The sequence below is a fragment of the Thioclava electrotropha genome (genome assembly GCF_002085925.2).
Taxonomy (GTDB): Bacteria; Pseudomonadota; Alphaproteobacteria; order Rhodobacterales; family Rhodobacteraceae; genus Thioclava; species Thioclava electrotropha.
On record NZ_CP053562.1, the window covers coordinates 198172 to 216470 of the forward strand.

18 protein-coding genes are annotated in these 18299 nt (G+C 63.6%); 6 read left to right on the forward strand and 12 right to left on the reverse strand.

What is annotated here, in order from left to right:
* Positions 1-49: 49 nt before the first annotated feature.
* On the reverse strand, positions 50-1678 hold the full coding sequence (locus AKL02_RS00995) for an AMP-binding protein (protein WP_083076304.1): 1629 nt from the start codon (positions 1676-1678) through the stop codon (positions 50-52).
* 97 nt (positions 1679-1775) lie between these two features.
* Here AKL02_RS00995 and AKL02_RS01000 point away from each other — a divergent pair, with 97 nt between their 5' ends.
* Positions 1776-2423: a sulfotransferase family 2 domain-containing protein gene (locus AKL02_RS01000; RefSeq protein ID WP_083076300.1), complete on the forward strand. Its 648-nt coding sequence runs from the start codon at positions 1776-1778 to the stop codon at positions 2421-2423.
* A 262-nt stretch (positions 2424-2685) separates the two neighbouring features.
* The gene (locus tag AKL02_RS01005) at positions 2686-3354 is read left to right on the forward strand and encodes a Hint domain-containing protein (protein ID WP_165756941.1); all 669 of its coding nucleotides are present in this window, start codon (positions 2686-2688) and stop codon (positions 3352-3354) included.
* A gap of 180 nt (positions 3355-3534) precedes the next feature.
* Here AKL02_RS01005 and AKL02_RS01010 read toward each other — a convergent pair whose 3' ends face one another.
* The 10 genes from AKL02_RS01010 to AKL02_RS01055 all read right to left on the reverse strand — a co-directional run bounded on the left by AKL02_RS01010 (position 3535) and on the right by AKL02_RS01055 (position 12772).
* The gene (locus AKL02_RS01010; protein WP_083076293.1) at positions 3535-5724 is read right to left on the reverse strand and encodes a 3-hydroxyacyl-CoA dehydrogenase NAD-binding domain-containing protein; all 2190 of its coding nucleotides are present in this window, start codon (positions 5722-5724) and stop codon (positions 3535-3537) included.
* A gap of 11 nt (positions 5725-5735) precedes the next feature.
* Positions 5736-6947, reverse strand: coding sequence for an acetyl-CoA C-acetyltransferase (locus AKL02_RS01015; protein WP_078522322.1), 1212 nt, complete (start codon positions 6945-6947; stop codon positions 5736-5738).
* Between the two features lie 9 nt (positions 6948-6956).
* Positions 6957-7583, reverse strand: coding sequence for a glutathione S-transferase family protein (locus tag AKL02_RS01020; RefSeq protein WP_083076289.1), 627 nt, complete (start codon positions 7581-7583; stop codon positions 6957-6959).
* Positions 7584-7777: 194 nt separating this feature from the next.
* Positions 7778-8314 (reverse strand): hypothetical protein, encoded by a 537-nt coding sequence (locus tag AKL02_RS01025; RefSeq protein WP_083076287.1) that lies wholly within the window; start codon positions 8312-8314, stop codon positions 7778-7780.
* A gap of 16 nt (positions 8315-8330) precedes the next feature.
* The gene (locus tag AKL02_RS01030; protein WP_083076285.1) at positions 8331-8543 is read right to left on the reverse strand and encodes a hypothetical protein; all 213 of its coding nucleotides are present in this window, start codon (positions 8541-8543) and stop codon (positions 8331-8333) included.
* Positions 8544-8658: 115 nt separating this feature from the next.
* Positions 8659-9018 (reverse strand): DUF6404 family protein, encoded by a 360-nt coding sequence (locus AKL02_RS01035; RefSeq protein WP_083076283.1) that lies wholly within the window; start codon positions 9016-9018, stop codon positions 8659-8661.
* Between the two features lie 165 nt (positions 9019-9183).
* Positions 9184-10959: an acyl-CoA dehydrogenase C-terminal domain-containing protein gene (locus AKL02_RS01040; RefSeq protein ID WP_083076281.1), complete on the reverse strand. Its 1776-nt coding sequence runs from the start codon at positions 10957-10959 to the stop codon at positions 9184-9186.
* A 29-nt stretch (positions 10960-10988) separates the two neighbouring features.
* Positions 10989-11384, reverse strand: coding sequence for a MerR family transcriptional regulator (locus AKL02_RS01045; protein WP_078522328.1), 396 nt, complete (start codon positions 11382-11384; stop codon positions 10989-10991).
* A 239-nt stretch (positions 11385-11623) separates the two neighbouring features.
* A complete protein-coding gene (locus tag AKL02_RS01050) occupies positions 11624-11992 on the reverse strand; it encodes a MerR family transcriptional regulator (protein WP_078522329.1) in 369 nt (122 codons plus the stop codon).
* Between the two features lie 87 nt (positions 11993-12079).
* Positions 12080-12772: a metal-dependent hydrolase gene (locus AKL02_RS01055; RefSeq protein WP_078606028.1), complete on the reverse strand. Its 693-nt coding sequence runs from the start codon at positions 12770-12772 to the stop codon at positions 12080-12082.
* A gap of 180 nt (positions 12773-12952) precedes the next feature.
* Between AKL02_RS01055 and gatC the strand changes: the two genes are divergently transcribed.
* The 4 genes from gatC to AKL02_RS01075 are packed head-to-tail and all read left to right on the forward strand — an operon-like array spanning position 12953 to position 16137.
* Entirely contained in the window at positions 12953-13240 is a 288-nt protein-coding gene (gene gatC, locus AKL02_RS01060; RefSeq protein WP_075775378.1) for an Asp-tRNA(Asn)/Glu-tRNA(Gln) amidotransferase subunit GatC, read from the forward strand.
* On the forward strand, positions 13237-14715 hold the full coding sequence (gatA, locus tag AKL02_RS01065; RefSeq protein WP_083076279.1) for an Asp-tRNA(Asn)/Glu-tRNA(Gln) amidotransferase subunit GatA: 1479 nt from the start codon (positions 13237-13239) through the stop codon (positions 14713-14715). Before gatC ends, gatA begins: the two co-directional genes overlap by 4 nt.
* A 1-nt stretch (position 14716) precedes the next feature.
* Positions 14717-15451: a hypothetical protein gene (locus tag AKL02_RS01070; RefSeq protein WP_083076277.1), complete on the forward strand. Its 735-nt coding sequence runs from the start codon at positions 14717-14719 to the stop codon at positions 15449-15451.
* The gene (locus AKL02_RS01075) at positions 15448-16137 is read left to right on the forward strand and encodes an N-acetylmuramoyl-L-alanine amidase (RefSeq protein ID WP_232621688.1); all 690 of its coding nucleotides are present in this window, start codon (positions 15448-15450) and stop codon (positions 16135-16137) included. Before AKL02_RS01070 ends, AKL02_RS01075 begins: the two co-directional genes overlap by 4 nt.
* Positions 16138-16210: 73 nt before the next feature.
* Here the strand turns inward: AKL02_RS01075 and AKL02_RS01080 are convergent, their stop codons facing one another.
* Positions 16211-18226, reverse strand: coding sequence for an NADPH-dependent 2,4-dienoyl-CoA reductase (locus tag AKL02_RS01080; RefSeq protein WP_083076273.1), 2016 nt, complete (start codon positions 18224-18226; stop codon positions 16211-16213).
* Positions 18227-18299 lie beyond the last annotated feature (73 nt).

Consider the following 18299-nt stretch of genomic DNA (forward strand, 5'->3'; position numbering starts at 1 on the left):
ATTTCACGCGCGTCCCTCGCGCGCGGGCGCGCGCGCGTAGTAAGCAGACCTACGCGTCGAGCAGTTTGGCGACCGCCCGCAGCTCGAATTTCTGGATCTTTCCGGTCGAGGTTTTCGGCAGTTCCGAGAACACCACGCGCTTGGGCGTCTTGAAGCCCGCGAGCCGTGCGCGGCAGAACTTGATCAGCTCCTCCTCCGTTGCCTCCTTGCCCTCCTTCAGCTCGACAAAGGCGCAGGGCACCTCGCCCCAGGTCTCGTCCGGCTTCGCCACGACCGAGGCGAGCGAGACCGCCGGATGGGCGCAGATCACGCCCTCCACCTCGACCGAGGAGACGTTCTCGCCGCCCGAAATGATGATGTCCTTCGCGCGGTCGGTGATCTTGATGTAGCCGTCGGGATGCATGAAGGCGATGTCGCCCGAGTGGAACACGCCACCCTCGAAGGCTTCGCGCGTCGCCTGCGGGTTCTTGAAATAGCCCTTCATGACCATGTTGCCTCGGAAGACGATCTCGCCCAGATGCTGGGCGTCGCGCGCGACCTCCTTGCCCTGATCGTAGACGGTGACCTTCTCGAGCATCGGCATCGAGACCCCGGTGCGCGCCTTAAGATCGGCGCGCGCCTCGCCCTCGGTTCCCTCCCAGGAGGGCTTCCAGGTGCATTCCACCGCCGGGCCATAGGTTTCGGTCAGCCCGTAGACCTGCGTGACGTTGAAGCCCAGAGGCTCGATCGCGGCCAGCGTCGAGGCGGGCGGGGGCGCACCGGCGGTGAAGACCTCCACCACATGATCGAAGGCGCGGCGATGTTCGTCCTTGGCGTTGATGATCGTGTTCAGCACGATCGGCGCGCCGCCGAAATGCGTCACGCCATGATCGGCGATCGCGTCATAGATATTCTTCGCAGTTACGTCCCGGCAGCCGACGACCGTGCCGCCCATCATCGGGATCATCCAGCTATGTGTCCACGAGTTGCAATGGAACAGCGGCACGATGGTCAGCAGAACTGGATAGAGCTGCATGCGCCACGAGATCGCATTCGCCTGAGTCGAGAGATAGGCGCCCCGGTGATGATAGACGACCCCCTTGGGCTTGCCGGTCGTGCCGGAGGTGTAATTGAGCGCGATGCTCTCCCATTCGTCCTCGGGCATGATCCAGTCGAACATCGGATCGCCCTCGGCCACCAGCGCCTCGTATTCGAGGTAGTGCCCGGTCGGCTCGAAGCCGTGCTCGGGGTCGGCCACTTCGATGATCTGCGGCGCGGGGCCCTTCATCTTCTTCACGGCTTCTTCGGCCACCGGCAGGAAGGCCACGTCACAGAGCACGATCTTCGCACCGCCATGTTCGAAGATATAGGCGACGGTATCGACATCGAGCCGTGTGTTGATCGCATTGAGGACCGCGCCGCAGGCGGGCACGCCGAAATGCGCCTCGATCTGGGGCAGGGTGTTGGGCAGGATCGTCGCCACCACGTCGCCGGGTTTCACGCCGCGCGCCTTGAGGGCGGAGGCCAGCTGACTCACGCGCGCGTGGTAATCGACGTAATTATAAGAGCGGCTGCCGTAGATCACCGCCGGTCGCTCGGGGAAGACCTCCAGCGCGCGGTTGAGATGCGACAAAGGTGTAAGCGGTGCGTAATTCGCCGCGCATTTCTCCAGACCCGTCTCGTCTGCAAGCCAGCCCATGAAATCCTCCACGTAAATTGTCCGGGCATCTTCAGGCGGCATCGCGCGAAAGGAAAGAGGGTTTGCGTCATCTTTCGTCACAGCTAGTGTCGCGCGCATGATCGTTTCGCATGGCCGCCGCTACATCTTCGTTCATATCCCGAAGACGGGTGGCACGGCGCTGACGCTCGCGCTGGAGAACCGCGCGATGGCGGATGACCTGCTGATCGGCGATACGCCCAAGGCGCGGCGGCGCAAACGCAGGCTGGAGGGACGCGAGACCCGGGGGCGGCTTTGGAAGCATTCCACGCTGAGCGACGGGCTGGGCCTCTATAGCGAAGATGAGGCACGCAGCTATTTCACCTTCACGCTGGTGCGGAACCCGTGGGACCGGGTCGTCAGCTACTACCATTGGTTGCGCGAGCAGCGGATGGCGCATCCCGCCGTGGCGTTAGCAAAGTCGCTCAGCTTTTCGGACTTCCTTAACCATCCGCACACGCAGGCATCCCTCGCGGCGGCCCCCTATGGCAGCTACATGCGGCTGCCGGACGGGGAGGAGATTTGTGACCTCTATATTCGCCTCGAAGATGTAGAGGCCGATGCCGCACCTCTCGCGTCACATCTCGGGTTTTCCGTGACTCCCCTCGCGAGATGCAACATCTCCGAGCGGAAGCGCAACTGGCGCGGGTATTTTTCAGATTTCGATGCTGAAGTGGTTTCGAAACTCTGTGCCGAGGACATCGCGCGGTTCGGTTACCGATTCTAAATTTTCGCGCAATTGCAATTTGCGACGCAATTTGGGCGATTCTCACGGGTCTGTGAGCGCACCCCTATCCAAAAAGATAGGTCAAACGCGCGAACCCCTATCCAAAAAGATAGGTCAATCACGGGTCCGTGAGCAACTTACTGTCCGAAAGTATAGGTTTGCCACATTTCGGTCACCTTTCGGCCCCGGAAACTCCCCAGGAATCAATTGATCTAGGTAGGACGAAGAAATGGCCTCGCCGACTTTCAGAAGGAAGACCGACATGACCCGCAGTGCAACGACGACTTGGAACGACGATTGCGCCTTTGATTCCGCTCTGGCGGGCGCAACCTCCGGGCGAGTGCTCGATAACGGGGCTGCTTCGGGGATCGTTGCCGGAACGCGAATCGCGACCGCTATGGGCTGGCGCCCGGTGGAAGCAATTGCGGTTCGCGACATGGTCATGACCTTCGACAGTGGCCTGCGTCCCGTCGTGGACGTCAAGCGAACTCAACTCTGGCTCGGTCACGGGCGTTGCCCGGACCATCGCAAGCCGCTCGCCGTGCCGGTCGGCGCGTTGGGCAACAAAACCCCGATGCTGCTTTTGCCTGAACAGAACATGATGGTGGAAAGCGACATGGCTGAGGCAATTTACGGTGACCCCTTCGCCGTAATCCCTGCCTCTGCTCTTGAAGGCTATCGTGGGATCGATCGGATTACACCCCACCGTCCGATCGACGTGATCGTGCTGGAGTTTGAGGAGGAGGAGATCGTCTACGCAAATGGTTCTGGCATGGTCCATTGCGGTTCGGTCAACAGCCACCGGCTTGAAGCACTCTTCGACGATGATGCAGGCCCGAACTACGAGACGCTGTCGCTTGAAATGGCACGCTCGATCGTTGCAGGGCTCATCGACGAAGATCTGACCGCGCACGCTTACGCGGCAGAGTGATAGCCCGGCCTGATTCCCTCCTGATCAACTGACAGGCCGAACGCCGCACCCATGACCAGGGTGCGGCGTTTTCCTTTGTCTTGGAGACAGGTGGGAGGCGGGCGTTGAAGTGCCTCCCGGCCATAGAAAAACGCCGGGGCCTTTCGGTCCCGGCGTTCTGGTTTCTCTGGCGCTGTGGGATCAGGCGGCTTTCGCGGCCTGACCTTCGCCGTAGCGACCGTAGAAGGTCTCGCCCGAGGCTGCGATGTCGCGCAGCAGAGCCGGGGCCTCGAAGCGCGGGCCGTATTGTGCGGTGAGCGCCTCGCAGATCGTGACGGCCTTGCCGGCGCCGAGAATGTCGAGCCAGCTGAACGGGCCACCCGACCACGGGGCGAAGCCCCAGCCGAGGATCGCGCCCACGTCACCCTCGCGGATGTCTTCCAGCACGCCCTGCTCGAAGGCACGGACCGCTTCCAGCACCTGCGCCATCAGCAGGCGATGCTGCACGTGATGCACGTCGGGCTGCTCGTCGGCGCGCGGGAACTTGGCGTCGAGACCTTCCCAGAGGCCCTGACGTTTGCCCTTCTCGTCATAGTCGTAGAAGCCCGCGTTGGACTTGCGGCCCATCCGGCCCTCGTCGGCCATCCAGAACAGCACGTCATCGACCGCCTCATCGGGATAGGCATCGCCCATCGCCGCCTTGGTGGCCTTGGCGATCTTCACGCCGAGGTCGATCGAGGTCTCGTCCACCAGCTGCAGCGGGCCAAGCGGCATGCCGACCATCGTGGCCGCATGTTCCACCAGCGTCGGGTTAACGCCTTCGGCCACCATGCGAATCCCCTCGTTGATGTAAGGAATGATGCAGCGGTTGGCGTAGAAGAAGCGCGCGTCGTTGACCACGATCGGCGTCTTGCGGATCTGGCGCACGAAATCGAGCGCTTTCGCCACGGCCACCGGGCCGGTCTGCGCACCCTTGATGATCTCCACCAGCATCATCTTGTCGACGGGCGAGAAGAAGTGGATGCCGATGAACTGCTCGGGGCGCGCGCTGGCCTTGGCCAGTTCGGTGATCGGCAGGGTCGAGGTGTTGGTGGCGAAGATCGCGTCCTGCGGGATGACGGCTTCGGCCTTCTTGGTGACCTCGGCTTTGACGCCCGGATCTTCGAACACGGCTTCCACGATCAGGTCGCAACCCTCAAGGGCGGCGTAATCCGTGGTCGCGTTGATCAGGCCGAGCGTCTTCGCCTTGCCTTCCTCGGTGACCTTCTTGCGCGAGATGCCCTTGTCGAGGATGCCCTCGGAATAGGATTTCCCGCGATCGGCGGCCTCCTGGCTGTTGTCGATCAGCACGACCTCGATACCGGCCTTGGCCGAGACATAGGCAATGCCTGCGCCCATCATGCCAGCGCCGAGGATGCCGACCTTCTTCACCTTCTGATCGGACACGTCGGGGCGGTTCGCGCCTTTCTCCAGCGCGCCCTTGTTGATGAAGAGCGAGCGGATCATCGAGGTCGACGACGGGTTCAGCAGCACGTTGGTGAACCAGCGCGCCTCGATCTTGATCGCCTGATCGAAGGGCACGAGCGCGCCTTCATAGACTGCCGACAAGAGCGCCTTGGCCGCCGGATAGACGCCTGCGGTCTTGCCATGCACCATCGCGGAGGCACCGACGAAGGTCATGAAGCCCGCCGGGTGATAGGGCGCGCCGCCGGGCATCTTGAAGCCCTTCGCGTCCCACGGTTTGACCAGATCGGCGTCTTTGGCGTTCAGCACCCATTCCTTCGCGGCGGCCAGAGGATCTTCGACGACCTCGTCGATCAGGCCCGCGGCTTTCGCCTTCTTGGGGTCCGAGAGCTTGCCTTCCAGCAGGAAGGGCGCCGCCGCCATCGCGCCGAGCTTGCGCGAGACGCGGGTGGTGCCGCCGCCGCCGGGGAAGATGCCGACCATGATCTCGGGCAGGCCGATCTTGGCCTTCGGATTGTCCGCGACAAAGGTGCGGTGCGTCGACAGCGGCAGTTCCAGACCGATGCCGAGCGCTGTGCCGGGGATCGCGGTCGCGATCGGCTTGCCGCCCTTGTTGGTCTTCGGATCCATGCCCGCGCGCTCGATCTTGCGCAGGACATGGTGCATCTGCATCACGCCGTCGAAGATCGCCTGCGCGCCGCCTTCGCGCATCTCCGCGATAACGTTGAGGTCCATGCCGCCCGCGAAATCGGGCTTGCCGGAGGTGATGACGACGCCTTTGCATTTGTCATCCGCCAGCGCCTTGTCGATGAAGCTGTCGAGAAGCGCGAAGCCCTCCATGCTCATCACGTTCATCGACTTCTCGGGCACGTCCCAAGTGATGACGGCAACGCCATCGCTGCCAAGTTCGTATTTGAAATCAGCCATTTGTTCCTCCCTCACACGCGCTCGATGATGGTCGCGGCGCCCATGCCGGACGCGACGCAAAGCGTGGCCAGACCGGTGTTCAGGTCGCGGCGTTCCAGCTCGTCCAGCAGCGTGCCGATGATGATCGCGCCGGTGGCGCCGAGCGGGTGGCCAAGCGCGATCGCGCCGCCATTGACGTTGACCTTGTCGGCATCGACCTGGAAGGCCTGCATGAAGCGCAGCACGACCGCAGCAAATGCCTCGTTCACTTCGAAGAGGTCGATGTCGGAGATCGACATGCCCGAGTCGGCAAGGATCTTCTCGGTCACCGGAACCGGGCCGGTCAGCATGATCGTCGGATCGGTGCCGATCTTCGCGGTGGCACGGATGCGCGCGCGGGGCTTGAGGCCATGCGCCTCACCGAATTCCTTGTTGCCGATCAGCACGGCGGCGGCACCGTCCACGATACCCGAGGAGTTGCCCGCGTGGTGGACGTGGTTGATGTGATCGAGATGCGGGTATTTCAGCATCGCGACCTTGTCGAAGCCCGGCATCACCTCGCCCATCTCCTTGAAGGAGGGCTTGAGGCCGCCGAGGCTTTCCATCGTGGTGCCCGCCCGCGGGAATTCGTCGTGGTCGAGGATGGTCAGACCGTTCTGGTCCTTCACCGGCACGATCGATTTCGCGAAACGGTTTTCCTTGATCGCCTCGGCTGCACGGCGCTGCGATTCCACGCCGAGCGCGTCGACGTCTTCGCGGCTAAAGCCGTATTCGGTGGCGATGATATCGGCCGAGATGCCCTGCGGGACGAAATAGGTCTTCATCGCGAGCGACGGGTCCACGGCGATTGCTGCACCGTCCGAGCCCATCGCGACGCGGCCCATCATTTCGACGCCGCCTGCGATATAGCCCATGCCCGCGCCGCCGCGGACCTGGTTGGCGGCGAGGTTCACGGCTTCCATGCCCGACGCGCAGAAGCGGTTGATCGACAGGCCGGGAATGCGCTCGTCGAGATCCGACAGAAGCACCGCCGAGCGCGCAAGGCAGCCGCCCTGCTCCATCACCTGGGTCGCGTTGCCCCAGATCACGTCCTCGACCGCGTGGCCTTCGAGGTTGTTACGCTCCGCCACCGCGTTCAGCAGCCGCGCCGACAGCGCGACCGAGCTGACCTCGTGCAACGAGCCGTCCTTGCGGCCCTTGCCCCGCGGGGTGCGGGCTGCGTCATAGATATAGGCTTCCGTCATGGTTCCTCCTCACGCCCGGTCGGAAGGATTGCCGGGCATCAAATCATAGGGGTGTTTCCAACCGGGCAGGGCGGCGATGCCATCCAGCCAACGGTCGATATTGGGGAATTCCTTGCGGTCGAACCCGAAGGGCTCGGGGTAGTAGAGGTAGCCGCAGCAGGCGAAATCGGCCAAGCTGGGCTGGTCGCCGACGACCCAGTCGCGACCGTCCATATGCCGCTCGAGCGTCTTGATCGCGGTGAGCACGCGGCCCTTGAGCCAGCCGATCGCCTCTTGCGGACGCTTCTCTTCGGGCAGGAAGTTCATCAGGAAACGCAGGCCGCCTTGCTGGCCCGAGCCCTTTTGCGCGTCCCAGAACATCCAGCGCAGCATCTCGTTGCGATCCTCGGCGAGGAATTTGCCGGTTTGCTCCGCGATATGAAGCTGGATGACGCAGGATTGCGACAGGGTCAGATCGCCCTCTTTGAAGACGGGTGCTTCGGCCATTTCGTTCAGCGCGTGATATTCGGCGCTGCGCGCCTCGCCGTTGAAGAAATCGACATAAACAGGCTCCCAGTCGTAGCCCGCCAGTTCCATCGTCAGCGCCGCCTTGTAGGCGTTGCCAGACTCTCCGAAGCAATAAAGTTGTGCCGCCATTCGCTGCGGTCCTCCCTGATCACGGGGCCAATCTGACCCCTAAGTGACGCGAACGTAAGCCCCTCATGAGCATTTCGCCGCAACGTCATTCCAGCACGACGTCGCGTCCAACGCGAGGGAGAGGGCGACGTTCCGTCGCGAGAGGTGAACGGACGTGAACGGAAAGCGCGGAAAAAGCGAGGGCCGCGGCGCGGTTAGCGTACCGCTTCCATCGTGCCTTTGGGAAACTCGATGCCTTCGAAATCGGGGTAGACCTTGCGCAGAACCGCGATCTGCGCCGGGCTGTCGATGCGCACGAGATACCATTCCTCGCCGTCTTGCAGCGCCAGCGTGGTATTGGTCGAGCGCACCTTGCCCATATCGGGCACCTCCATCACCGTCGAGGTCGGGATCTGCGCATAGGCCCGGCCCGAAGACGTCTCTCCCGTCTTCATCGCGGCGATGTTCATCTCGAAATCGTCGATCGTCACCGAGGCCATCGCGTCGTTGATCTGCTTGCGCATGATGTCTTCGAGCTGCTCTTTCGGAACACCCGTCTGATCCGCGATCGCCTGCATCATCTTCGGCGGCACCGTGTCGAAGAAGACCGAGTAATCTTTCGCATCCACTGCCTTGGTGAAGCCCGCGACTTCCTGTGTCACCGCGTTGCGGTCGGCGGCGTCGAAGGCAAACGCGGGCAGGGCCGAGAGGGCAAGGGACGCGACAGCGAAAACGAGAGACAGGCGGGTCATGGATGTCCTTTCGAAATCAGGCTTTGCGCTCGCCAAGCTCGGCCTTGAACAGCCGCAGGCGGTGGTTGAGATTTTCCTCGTGGGTGACGGAGTTGAAATGCTCGAACAGGAAGGTCAGTGCCTCGTCGGGCGTGATATCCGCCTCCTGCGCGAAGCGGTTGAGTCTGCGATAGGCGTCATTGGTCATGGCGACGGGAAAGCGACGGGTCAGGCGCAGGCGTTTGGGCATTCAGGCTCCGGGGCAATGTGGCGCGAAAAGGCGCATCAGGTTGCGCGCAGCTTAGGAAGAAACCTGCGCGCTGGCCAGACCGCTGGTGCTCTGGCTCCGAGCCTCAAGGCCGCCCCTAGAGGTCGTCCCAATCGCTCAGCCCGAGCTTGTTCTTGCGGTGGATCTGCCACAGCGTCATCAGCGCCCCGAAGGCGAGCGCCGAGATCACCAGCGTCACCAGATGCGGCGCGAAGGACATGCCCTCGGTCGCGCTCAGCAGGTGGTCCACCAGAAGCTGCGCAACCGCGAAACCGGCGGCGAAGATCAGCAGGTTCTGCTTCCAGTCGAGATAGGGAATCGGGCGCGGCTCGAAGCCCAGCCAATGCAGCACCCGCGCGCCCATTGGCGGTCGGGTCGAGCGGAACACGCCCCGCGCACGCAGCTCTGCGAGAGCGGCGTCGTAACGGCGGTTGGTTTCTGCATTATCGAGATACATGACGGCGGGACTCGGTGGGAATCGTCTCTGGATGGAGACTCCGAGGGTAGACCCGCACGGCCGCAAAACAATCGTCCGGCCCTACACTTCGCCTGACATGGCGGTGATTGAAAATTGAAACGGCGGGCCGAGGCCCGCCGTTCATTTTCGTTTGATCCGGTCGCCTTAGAACTGGTCGTCGGCGAGCGCCATGACCGGGTCCGCGCCAGTCTCGATCCGCGCGAGGTGCATCGCGCAGGCCGGGAGCTGACGCGCCATGTAGTAGCGACCCGTCGCGATCTTGCCTTCGTAGAACGCGGTGTCCGAGGCGCCGTTGTCGAGCGCGGTGAAGGCGGCTTTCGCCATCCGCGTCCACATCAGGCCAAGGCAGACATGACCCATCAGGTGCATGAAGTCATAGCTGCCCGAGAGCGCCGCGTTCGGGTTCTTCATGCCGTTCTGCATGAAGAACATGCCCGCGGTCTGAAGCTGCTTGGAGGCATTCTTCAGCGCGTCGGTGAAGGGCTTCATCCGCTCGTCATCGTCATGCGATTTGCACTCGGCTTTGACCATCTCGAAGAAGGCCATGACGTGCTTGCCGCCGTCCTGAGCGAGCTTGCGGCCCACCAGGTCGAGCGCCTGAATGCCGTTCGCGCCCTCGTAGATCATCGCGATGCGCGCGTCGCGCACATGCTGCGACATCGGCCAGTCCTCGGTATAGCCGTGGCCACCGAAGACCTGCTGCGCGGAGACGGCGGTCTCGAAGCCCTTGTCGGTCAGGAAACCCTTGATGACCGGGGTCATCAGCGAGATCAGACCTTCGGCCTCGGCGTCGTTGAGCGCATGGGAGCGGTCGATCAGATGCGCGCCCCAGAAGGTGAAGGCGCGGGCGCCCTCGACGAAGCTCTTCTGATCCATCAGCATCCGGCGCACGTCCGGGTGCACGATGATCGGATCGGCGGCTTTCTCGGGCGCTTTCACGCCGGTCACGTCGCGACCCTGCGTGCGGTCCTTCGCGTACGCCACCGCTTCCTGATAGGCAGCCTCGGCCACGGCGTAGCCTTGCAGGCCCACGCCGAGACGCGCTTCGTTCATCATCGTGAACATCGCGCGCATCCCCTTGTGGAGATCGCCCAGCAGCCAGCCCTTCGCGCCGTCATAGTTCATGACGCAGGTGGCGTTGCCGTGGATGCCCATCTTCTCTTCGAGCTTGCCGACCGAGAGCGAGTTGCGCTCGCCCAGCGAGCCGTCCTCGTTGACGAGGAATTTCGGCACGATGAAGAGCGACACGCCCTTGGTGCCTTCGCCACCGCCCGGCGCTTTCGCCAGCACGAGGTGAATCACGTTGTCCGACAGGTCGTGATCGCCCGCCGAGATGAAGATCTTCGTGCCGGTGATCGCGTAGGAGCCATCGTCCTGCGGCTCGGCCTTGGTGCGCATCAGGCCCAGATCGGTGCCGCAATGGGGCTCCGTCAGGTTCATCGTGCCGGTCCAGTCGCAGGTGACCATCTTCGGCAGATAGGTCTGCTTCTGGTCGTCCGTGCCATGCGTGTGGATCGCCGAATAGGCGCCGTGAGTCAGGCCCTGATACATGTTGAAGGCCATGTTGGCCGAGACGAACATCTCGCCCACCGCGCAGTTGAGCAGATAGGGCATGCCCTGACCGCCGAACTCGGGATCGCAATCGAGCGCGGTCCAGCCGCCCTCTTTCATCGCTTCGAACGCCTTGTCGAACCCTTTGGGCGTGCGGACCACGCCGTTTTCGAGCACGCAGCCTTCCTTGTCGCCCACCTCGTTCAGCGGGGCCAGCACCTCGGACGAGACCTTCCCGGCCGCATCCAGAACGGCCTCGGTGAAGTCGCGGTCCATTTCCTCGTAACCCGGCACATCCGAATTCGAGACTTTGAGCAGCTCATGCAGCACAAACTGCATGTCCTTGGTGTTGGCGATAAAGCTCGACATGGTTCGCTCCCTTTAGTCGTCTTCGCGGATCAGGCCGCGTCGTCGTGGCGCGCCTTCTCCAGTTCCTTCTCCGCCCACTCGATCTGACCGGCCAGTTCGTCGATCGCCTGACCCAGTTCCTCGCGTTGGCGCGTCATTTCCTCCAGACGTTGCTGTGCGAGCTTGATCGTCTCGTTCAGCTGCGTCTTCTGCTTGTCGCCCATCTCGTAGAGGTCCAGCAGCTGGCGGATATCCTCCAGCGAAAACCCGAAACGTTTGCCGCGCAGGATCAGTTTCAGCCGGGCGCGATCGCGTCGCGTAAACAGCCGCTTCTGTCCCTCGCGAATGGGAAACAGCAACTCCTTGCTTTCGTAGAACCGCAGGGTGCGCGGGGTCACCTCGAAGGCGTCGCACATCTCGCGGATCGTCATTACTGTGTCGGTCATACTCTCTGCCTCGCGTTTCCTTTGCGTAATGCGACGCGGCAAATCGTCTGCCTGCAGCCACATTACAAGACTTCTTTACGTTCGCGTCACCGTAACGTGGCGTCACGAATCCAATGACGTAATGTCAGGGAATTTTTACCGTACGGTAAAGCAAGTTTCTTTCTTCGAAACTCGCCATAATCGTCAAGCTCACAAGGCGCTCTCACGACCTCGCTGACGTTAAGGAATGCATTTCAGGGTCAAGAATCAAGTGTGTCCCGAACCTGATCACGCAATTGTCGGAGGTCGTCGATAGCCGCGTCCAATTCTTCACGCTGCTGCGTCAATACGTCAAGCTGCCGATCGGCAAGTTCGACCCAGACGCGGTTCTGCTCTTCGGTGCCTTGCTGATCGTAGATCATGAGCCACTGGCGCAGTTCCTCAAGCGAGAAGCCAAATCGACGCCCGCGCAGGATCAACGTCATCCGCGCGACCTCGCGCGGGCCGTAATAGCGTGAGCGGCCTTCCTTCTGGGGATTGAGAAGCTCGATATACTCGTAATAGCGCAGCGTGCGCGGGGTCACGTCGAACCGCTCGCACATCTCCTTGAAGGACAATAAGTCTGACATCTATTCGGCCTCCCGATCCGGGCGAGAAGCTAGCGCGCCGGGCTGCAAGCTGCAAGCAATGCCGCCCGCGACCCGGCGCGCTTCAGCTTAGAGCTCGATCGCTTTGAGTATCTCGGGTTCGATCACATCCACACCGGGCAAGCCGTCGATGAGCGGCTGGGCCGATTGCTCCAGCGCATCGAAGGTCTTGTAGTGGCAGGGAATGACGGTCTTGAAGTTGAAATACTTCTTCGACGCCCAGGCCGCGCGCTTCATGTCCATCGTGAAATGGCCCCCCGCGGCAAGGATGCCGATATCGGGATTGTGCAGCTCGCCCATCCATTCCATGTCGGCCATGATGTCGGTGTCGCCGGTGACATAGATCGTGTGACCTTCGGCTTCGATCATGAAGCCCGCCGGCTGGCCTGCATAGACCGGGTCGCCGCCCTTGTAGTCGATCGAGGCCGAATGGGTCGCGTTCACCATCGTGACCTTCGCGCCGCCGACATCGACTGTGCCGCCCTTGCCGAAGCCGACGGTTTCGGCCCCCTCGGCGCCAAGGATGATCGACAATTCGTGAATGCAGTAGATCGGAATGCCCAGTTCCTTCGCGATCGGCACCGCATCGGAGGCGTGATCGCCGTGGCCATGGGTCAGCAGCAGATGCGTCGCGCCTTCGATCGCTTCGCTGCGCTTGTCGTCCGGAAAGACCGGCGAGCCGGTCAGGAACGGGTCGAGCAGGATCACCGCATCGCCGGTTTCGATGCGGAAGCCGGAATGGCCGAGCCAAATGACTTTCATATGGGTTTCCTCCGTTAGGCACTTCGATTGTGACAGGGTGACGTATCAGCACTGTGCAGGTTCCAAGATTAGCGCGCAAATTCGCGTGTGACAGGGCAGGGGCCCGCTGATGCGGGGCGCGGCGCTTGAAAGCCCCAGTGGCTCGGGCTAAACCGCCTTCCAAGACAAGCGGAGAAGCACATGTCCATTGATATCGACACCGCCCGCAAAGTGGCGCATCTGGCCCGGATCCGGGTGCCCGAAGACCATCTGCCCGAGCTCGCGCAGGAGCTTTCCAGCATCCTGACCTTCATGGAGCAGCTCAACGAGGTCGACGTCGAGGGCGTCGAGCCGATGACCTCCGTGACGCCGATGCGCCTCAAGCGCCGCGTCGACGAGGTGACCGATGGCGGTTATCCCGAGAAAATCCTCAAGAACGCCCCCGATGCCCGTGAGGGCTTCTTTGCCGTGCCGAAGGTGGTCGAATGAGCCTGAACAAACTGACGATTGCCGACGCGCGCGATGCGCTGAAGAAGGGCGACGTGACCGCGGTCGAACTGACCGAGTCCTGCCTGAGCGAGATCGAGGGTGCTGGCGCGCTGAACGCCTATGTGCACAAGACCCCCGAGATCGCGCTGGAGCAGGCCAAGGCCGCCGATGCCCGCATCAAGTCGGGCGATGCGCCCGCGATGTGCGGTATCCCGCTGGGCATCAAGGATCTTTTCGCCACCAAGGGCGTGGCGACGCAGGCCGCGTCGAACATCCTCGACGGGTTCAAGCCGGAATACGAATCCACCGTCACGCAGAACCTGTGGGATGCGGGCGCGGTGATGCTCGGCAAGCTGTCGATGGACGAATTCGCGATGGGCTCGTCGAACGAGACCGCCTGCTACGGTCCCGCCGTGAACCCGTGGAAGATCGACGACCGGAAACTGACGCCGGGCGGCTCCTCGGGCGGTTCCGCTGCCGCCGTGGCTGCCGATCTGTGCCTTGCCGCGACCGGCACCGATACCGGCGGCTCGATCCGCCAGCCCGCCGCCTTCACCGGCATCGTCGGCATCAAGCCAACCTATGGCCGCGTCTCGCGCTGGGGCGTGGTGGCCTTTGCCTCCTCGCTCGATCAGGCGGGCCCGATGACCAAATCGGTGCGCGACGCGGCGATCATGCTGGGCACGATGTGCTCGCACGATCCGAAGGATTCGACCTCCGCCGATATTCCGGTCCCGGATTTCGAGGCGGCGCTGACCGGCGACATTCGCGGCAAGAAGATCGGTATCCCGAAGGAATATCGCATCGAGGGCATGCCCGCCGAAATCCAGAAGCTCTGGGACGACGGCATCGCGATGATGAAAGATGCAGGCGCCGAGATCGTCGATATCTCGCTGCCGCATACGAAATACGCGCTGCCCGCCTATTACGTTGTGGCCCCGGCGGAAGCCTCGTCGAACCTCGCGCGCTATGATGGCGTGCGCTACGGTCACCGCGCCAAGCTCGCGGCGGGCGAGGGCATCGTCGACATGTACGAGAAGACCCGCGCCGAAGGCTTCGGCCCCGAGGTGCAGCGTCGCGTGATGATCGGCACCTATGTGCTGTCGGCTGGCTTCTACGACGCCTATTACAACCGCGCCCGCAAGGTCCGCGCGTTGATCAAGCGCGACTTCGAGCAGGTCTTCGCGCAGGGCATCGACTCGATCCTGACGCCCGCCACCCCGTCGGCCGCTTTCGGTCTGGGCGAGATGGACGGCGCCGATCCGGTCGAGATGTATATGCAGGATGTGTTCACCGTGACGGTGAACCTTGCGGGCCTTCCCGGCGTTTCGGTGCCGTGCGGGCTGGACAGCAAGGGTCTTCCGCTGGGGCTGCAACTCATCGGGCGGCCCTGGGAAGAGGGCGATCTGCTGAACCACGCCCATGTCCTCGAACAGGCCGCAGGCTTCTCGGCCAAACCGGAGAAATGGTGGTAACATGAAACAGGCTCTCGCGATCCTCGGCGGCGTTCTGGCTCTCTCGGGCTGTATCTCTTCGATCCCCGACAGTGGCCCCGAAGCCCGTCGCGAGGCCGAACTGCGCGGCCAGCCCATCGTGCCGCCTTCGGCGCAGAGCGTCCTGCCGACCGACAACGGTTCGACGAACCCCGACGCGCCCGGCGCACCGCTGAACGCGACCGGCACGGCCACGCCGGGCACGACCAATGCGCTCTCCGCGCCGACGATCGATGCAGGCGGCACAATTGGCGACGACCCGTCGACCTCTGCCTCCAGCTCGAATGGCGGCGACAATAGCGGCGCTGCGATCGGGGCCGATGCGATGGCCGCACTGCAGCAGACCGACGCGTCGAACAGCACTGCCGGGTCGAGCGCCACGGCCAGCTCCCCGGGCTTCGACACCACCGCGTCGAGCAGCCTCGCCACTGCGCCCGTCGCGCAGAACACGATCAGCAATCAGGACAGTTCGGGACCGAACCTCGCCGCCTATGCGCTGTCGGTGTCGAACCGGCCGGGTGATTCCGTCTACAAGCGGTCGGGCATCAAGCTGACCTCGTCGAGCAACGCCTGCGCGAAATACGTCTCGGCCGATCAGGCGCAGCGCGCCTTCCTCTCGGCAGGCGGTCCGCAGAAAGACCGGCTGAACCTCGATCCCGATGGCGACGGGTTCGCCTGCGGTTGGGATCCGACGCCGTTCCAGCAAGCGCGTCAGTGAGCGCCGACTGGCCCTCGCCCAATTACGGCCCGCGCCGCGATGGGGCGGTGCCGGAAATTATCGTCATCCATTACACCGCGATGCGGTCCTGCGAGTCCGCACGCACCCGCCTCTGCCTCCCCGAGGCGGAGGTCTCCGCGCATTGGCTGATCGGTCGCGACGGTTCGGTCGAGCAGCTCGTGCCCGAGGAGATGCGCGCCTGGCATGCGGGTTTGGGGAGCTGGCAGGGTCTGGGCGATGTGAATTCGCGCTCCATCGGGATCGAGTTGGACAATGAAGGCGACCGTCCGTTCCCCGAGCCGCTGATGGCGTCGCTGGAAGAGTTGCTGCCGCAGATCATGCGCCGCTGGGCAATCGCGCCGGAAAACGTCATCGGCCATTCGGATTTCGCGCCCGAGCGCAAGATCGACCCCGGTCCGCGTTTCGACTGGCAAAGGCTCGCGCGGCAGGGCTTGGCGATCTGGCCTGAACGCGGCACTGCTGCGCCTGCGGTCGATCCCGAGAGTTTCCTCGCGCTGGCCTCGAGCATCGGCTACCCCGAGGCGCCGCTCGCGACGATACTGCCTGCCTTCCGCCTGCGTTTCCGTCCGCGCCATGAGGGGCCGCTGGATGCGGTCGATATGGCGCTGGTCGCCGATCTGGCCATGCGCTTCGGCGCGGATGGCGGGGCGTGGCGATCCAGCTGAGGACGATGAGGGGGCGCTGCCCCCGCTCCCTGCGGGAGCCCCCCGGGATATTTCTTCCAAGCCGAAAAGGTGATCAGAGCGCGGCGGCGAGCCGGGTGCCCTGATCGATGGCGCGTTTCGCGTCGAGTTCCGCTGCGACATCCGCGCCGCCGATCACATGCGGGCTACGGCCCGCCGCGATCAGCGCATCGGCCAGCGAGCGGTCCGAGAGCTGACCTGCGCAGAGCACGACCGTATCGGCCTCGATCAACGTCGGGGTCTCGCGCGCCTCGCCGAAACTGACATGCAGCCCCTCGGCGGTGATCTTCTCGTAGTTCACGCCGCCGATCATTTTCACGTCCTTCATATGCAGCGCCGCGCGGTGAACCCAGCCCGTGGTTTTGCCGAGGCGGCGGCCGAGCTTCTCCTTCTTGCGCTGCAGCAGCGTGACCTCGCGGGCAGGGGCTTCGGGCTCGGGCTTGGTCAGCCCGCCCGGGGTCTGCGCCGGATCGCCGACGCCCCATTCGCGCTTCCATTCTTCCAGATCGAGGGTCGGGCTGTCGGTCACGGTCAGGAATTCGGCCACATCGAAGCCGATGCCGCCCGCGCCGATCACTGCGACACGTTTGCCGGCGGTGACGCGGCCCTTCAGGATGTCGATGTAACTCACGACCTGCCCGCCCTCGGTCGGGATTTCCGGGTCGCGCGGCTGCACGCCGGTCGCGATGATGATCTCGTCGAAGGGCGCAAGCAATTCGGGCGTCGCTTCGGTCTCCAGCTTCACCGTCACGCCGGTCTTCTCGATCATGGTCTTGAACCAGTCGGTGAGCCCGTGGAATTCCTCCTTGCCGGGGATCGCACGCGCCATGGTCAGCTGCCCGCCGAGTTCCGAGGCGCGGTCGAACAGGGTCACGGCATGGCCGCGCTCGGCTGCGGTGATCGCCGCAGACAGGCCCGCCGGGCCCGCACCGACGACGGCGATGGATTTCGGCGCCTCGGTCTTGGTGATGACGATCTCGGTCTCATGGGCGGCGCGCGGATTCACGAGACAGCTCGAGACCTTGCCTTGGAAGGTGTGGTCCAGACAGGCCTGGTTGCAGGCGATGCAGGGCGCGATCTCGGCGGCGCGGCCTTCTTGCGCCTTCACCACGAAATCCGCATCGGCGAGGAAGGGGCGCGCCATCGACACCATGTCGGCGCAGCCGTCGCCAAGCACCTCTTCGGCGACTTCAGGCGTGTTGATGCGATTGGACGTGATGACCGGGATCGAGACCTCGGGCTTGAGCCGCCCGGTGAGCCAGGTGAAGGCCGCGCGCGGCACCGACGTCACGATGGTCGGCACCCGCGCCTCGTGCCAGCCGATACCGGTGTTGAGCATCGTGGCGCCTGCCGCCTCGACGGCTTTGGCGAGCGTGACGACCTCTTCCCAGGTCGAGCCGTCGGGGATCAGGTCGATCAGCGAGATCCGGAAAATCACGATGAAATCGGGGCCGACCGCTTCGCGCACGCGCTTGACCACTTCGACGGGCAGGCGCATCCGGTTCTCGAACGAGCCGCCCCAACCGTCTTCGCGCTTGTTGGTGTGGCGCACAAGGAACTGGTTGAGGAAATAGCCCTCCGAGCCCATCACCTCGACGCCGTCATACCCCGCCTCGCGGGCGCGCGCGGCGGCAGTAGCGATGTCGGCGATCTGCTTCTCGATCCCGGCTTCGTCGAGCTCTTTCGGCGGGAAAGGCGAGATCGGCGATTTGATAGCCGACGGGGCCACGCAATCGGGGCCATAGGCGTAGCGCCCCGCATGAAGAATCTGCATCGCGATCCGGCCGCCCGCTTCGTGGACGCGGTCGGTGATGATCTGGTGATGCGCGATATCCTCGGGGGTGAACAGGCCCGCCGCTCCGGGGAAGACGCCGCCCTCGTTATTGGGGGCCATGCCGCCGGTAACCATCAGCGCGACACCGCCGCGTGCGCGCTCGGCATAGAACTCGGCCACCGCATTCCAGTCGCCGCGCTCTTCGAGATTGGTGTGCATCGAGCCCATCAGCACGCGGTTCGGCAGCGTCACATGGCCCAGATCGAGCGGCGTGAAGATATGCGGATATTGGCTCATGTAACCCTCCCTGATTTGGCCCGCACTCTGCGGCGCGAGGCCAAGCTTGTCACGTCGAACGCGGCGTCAGAGC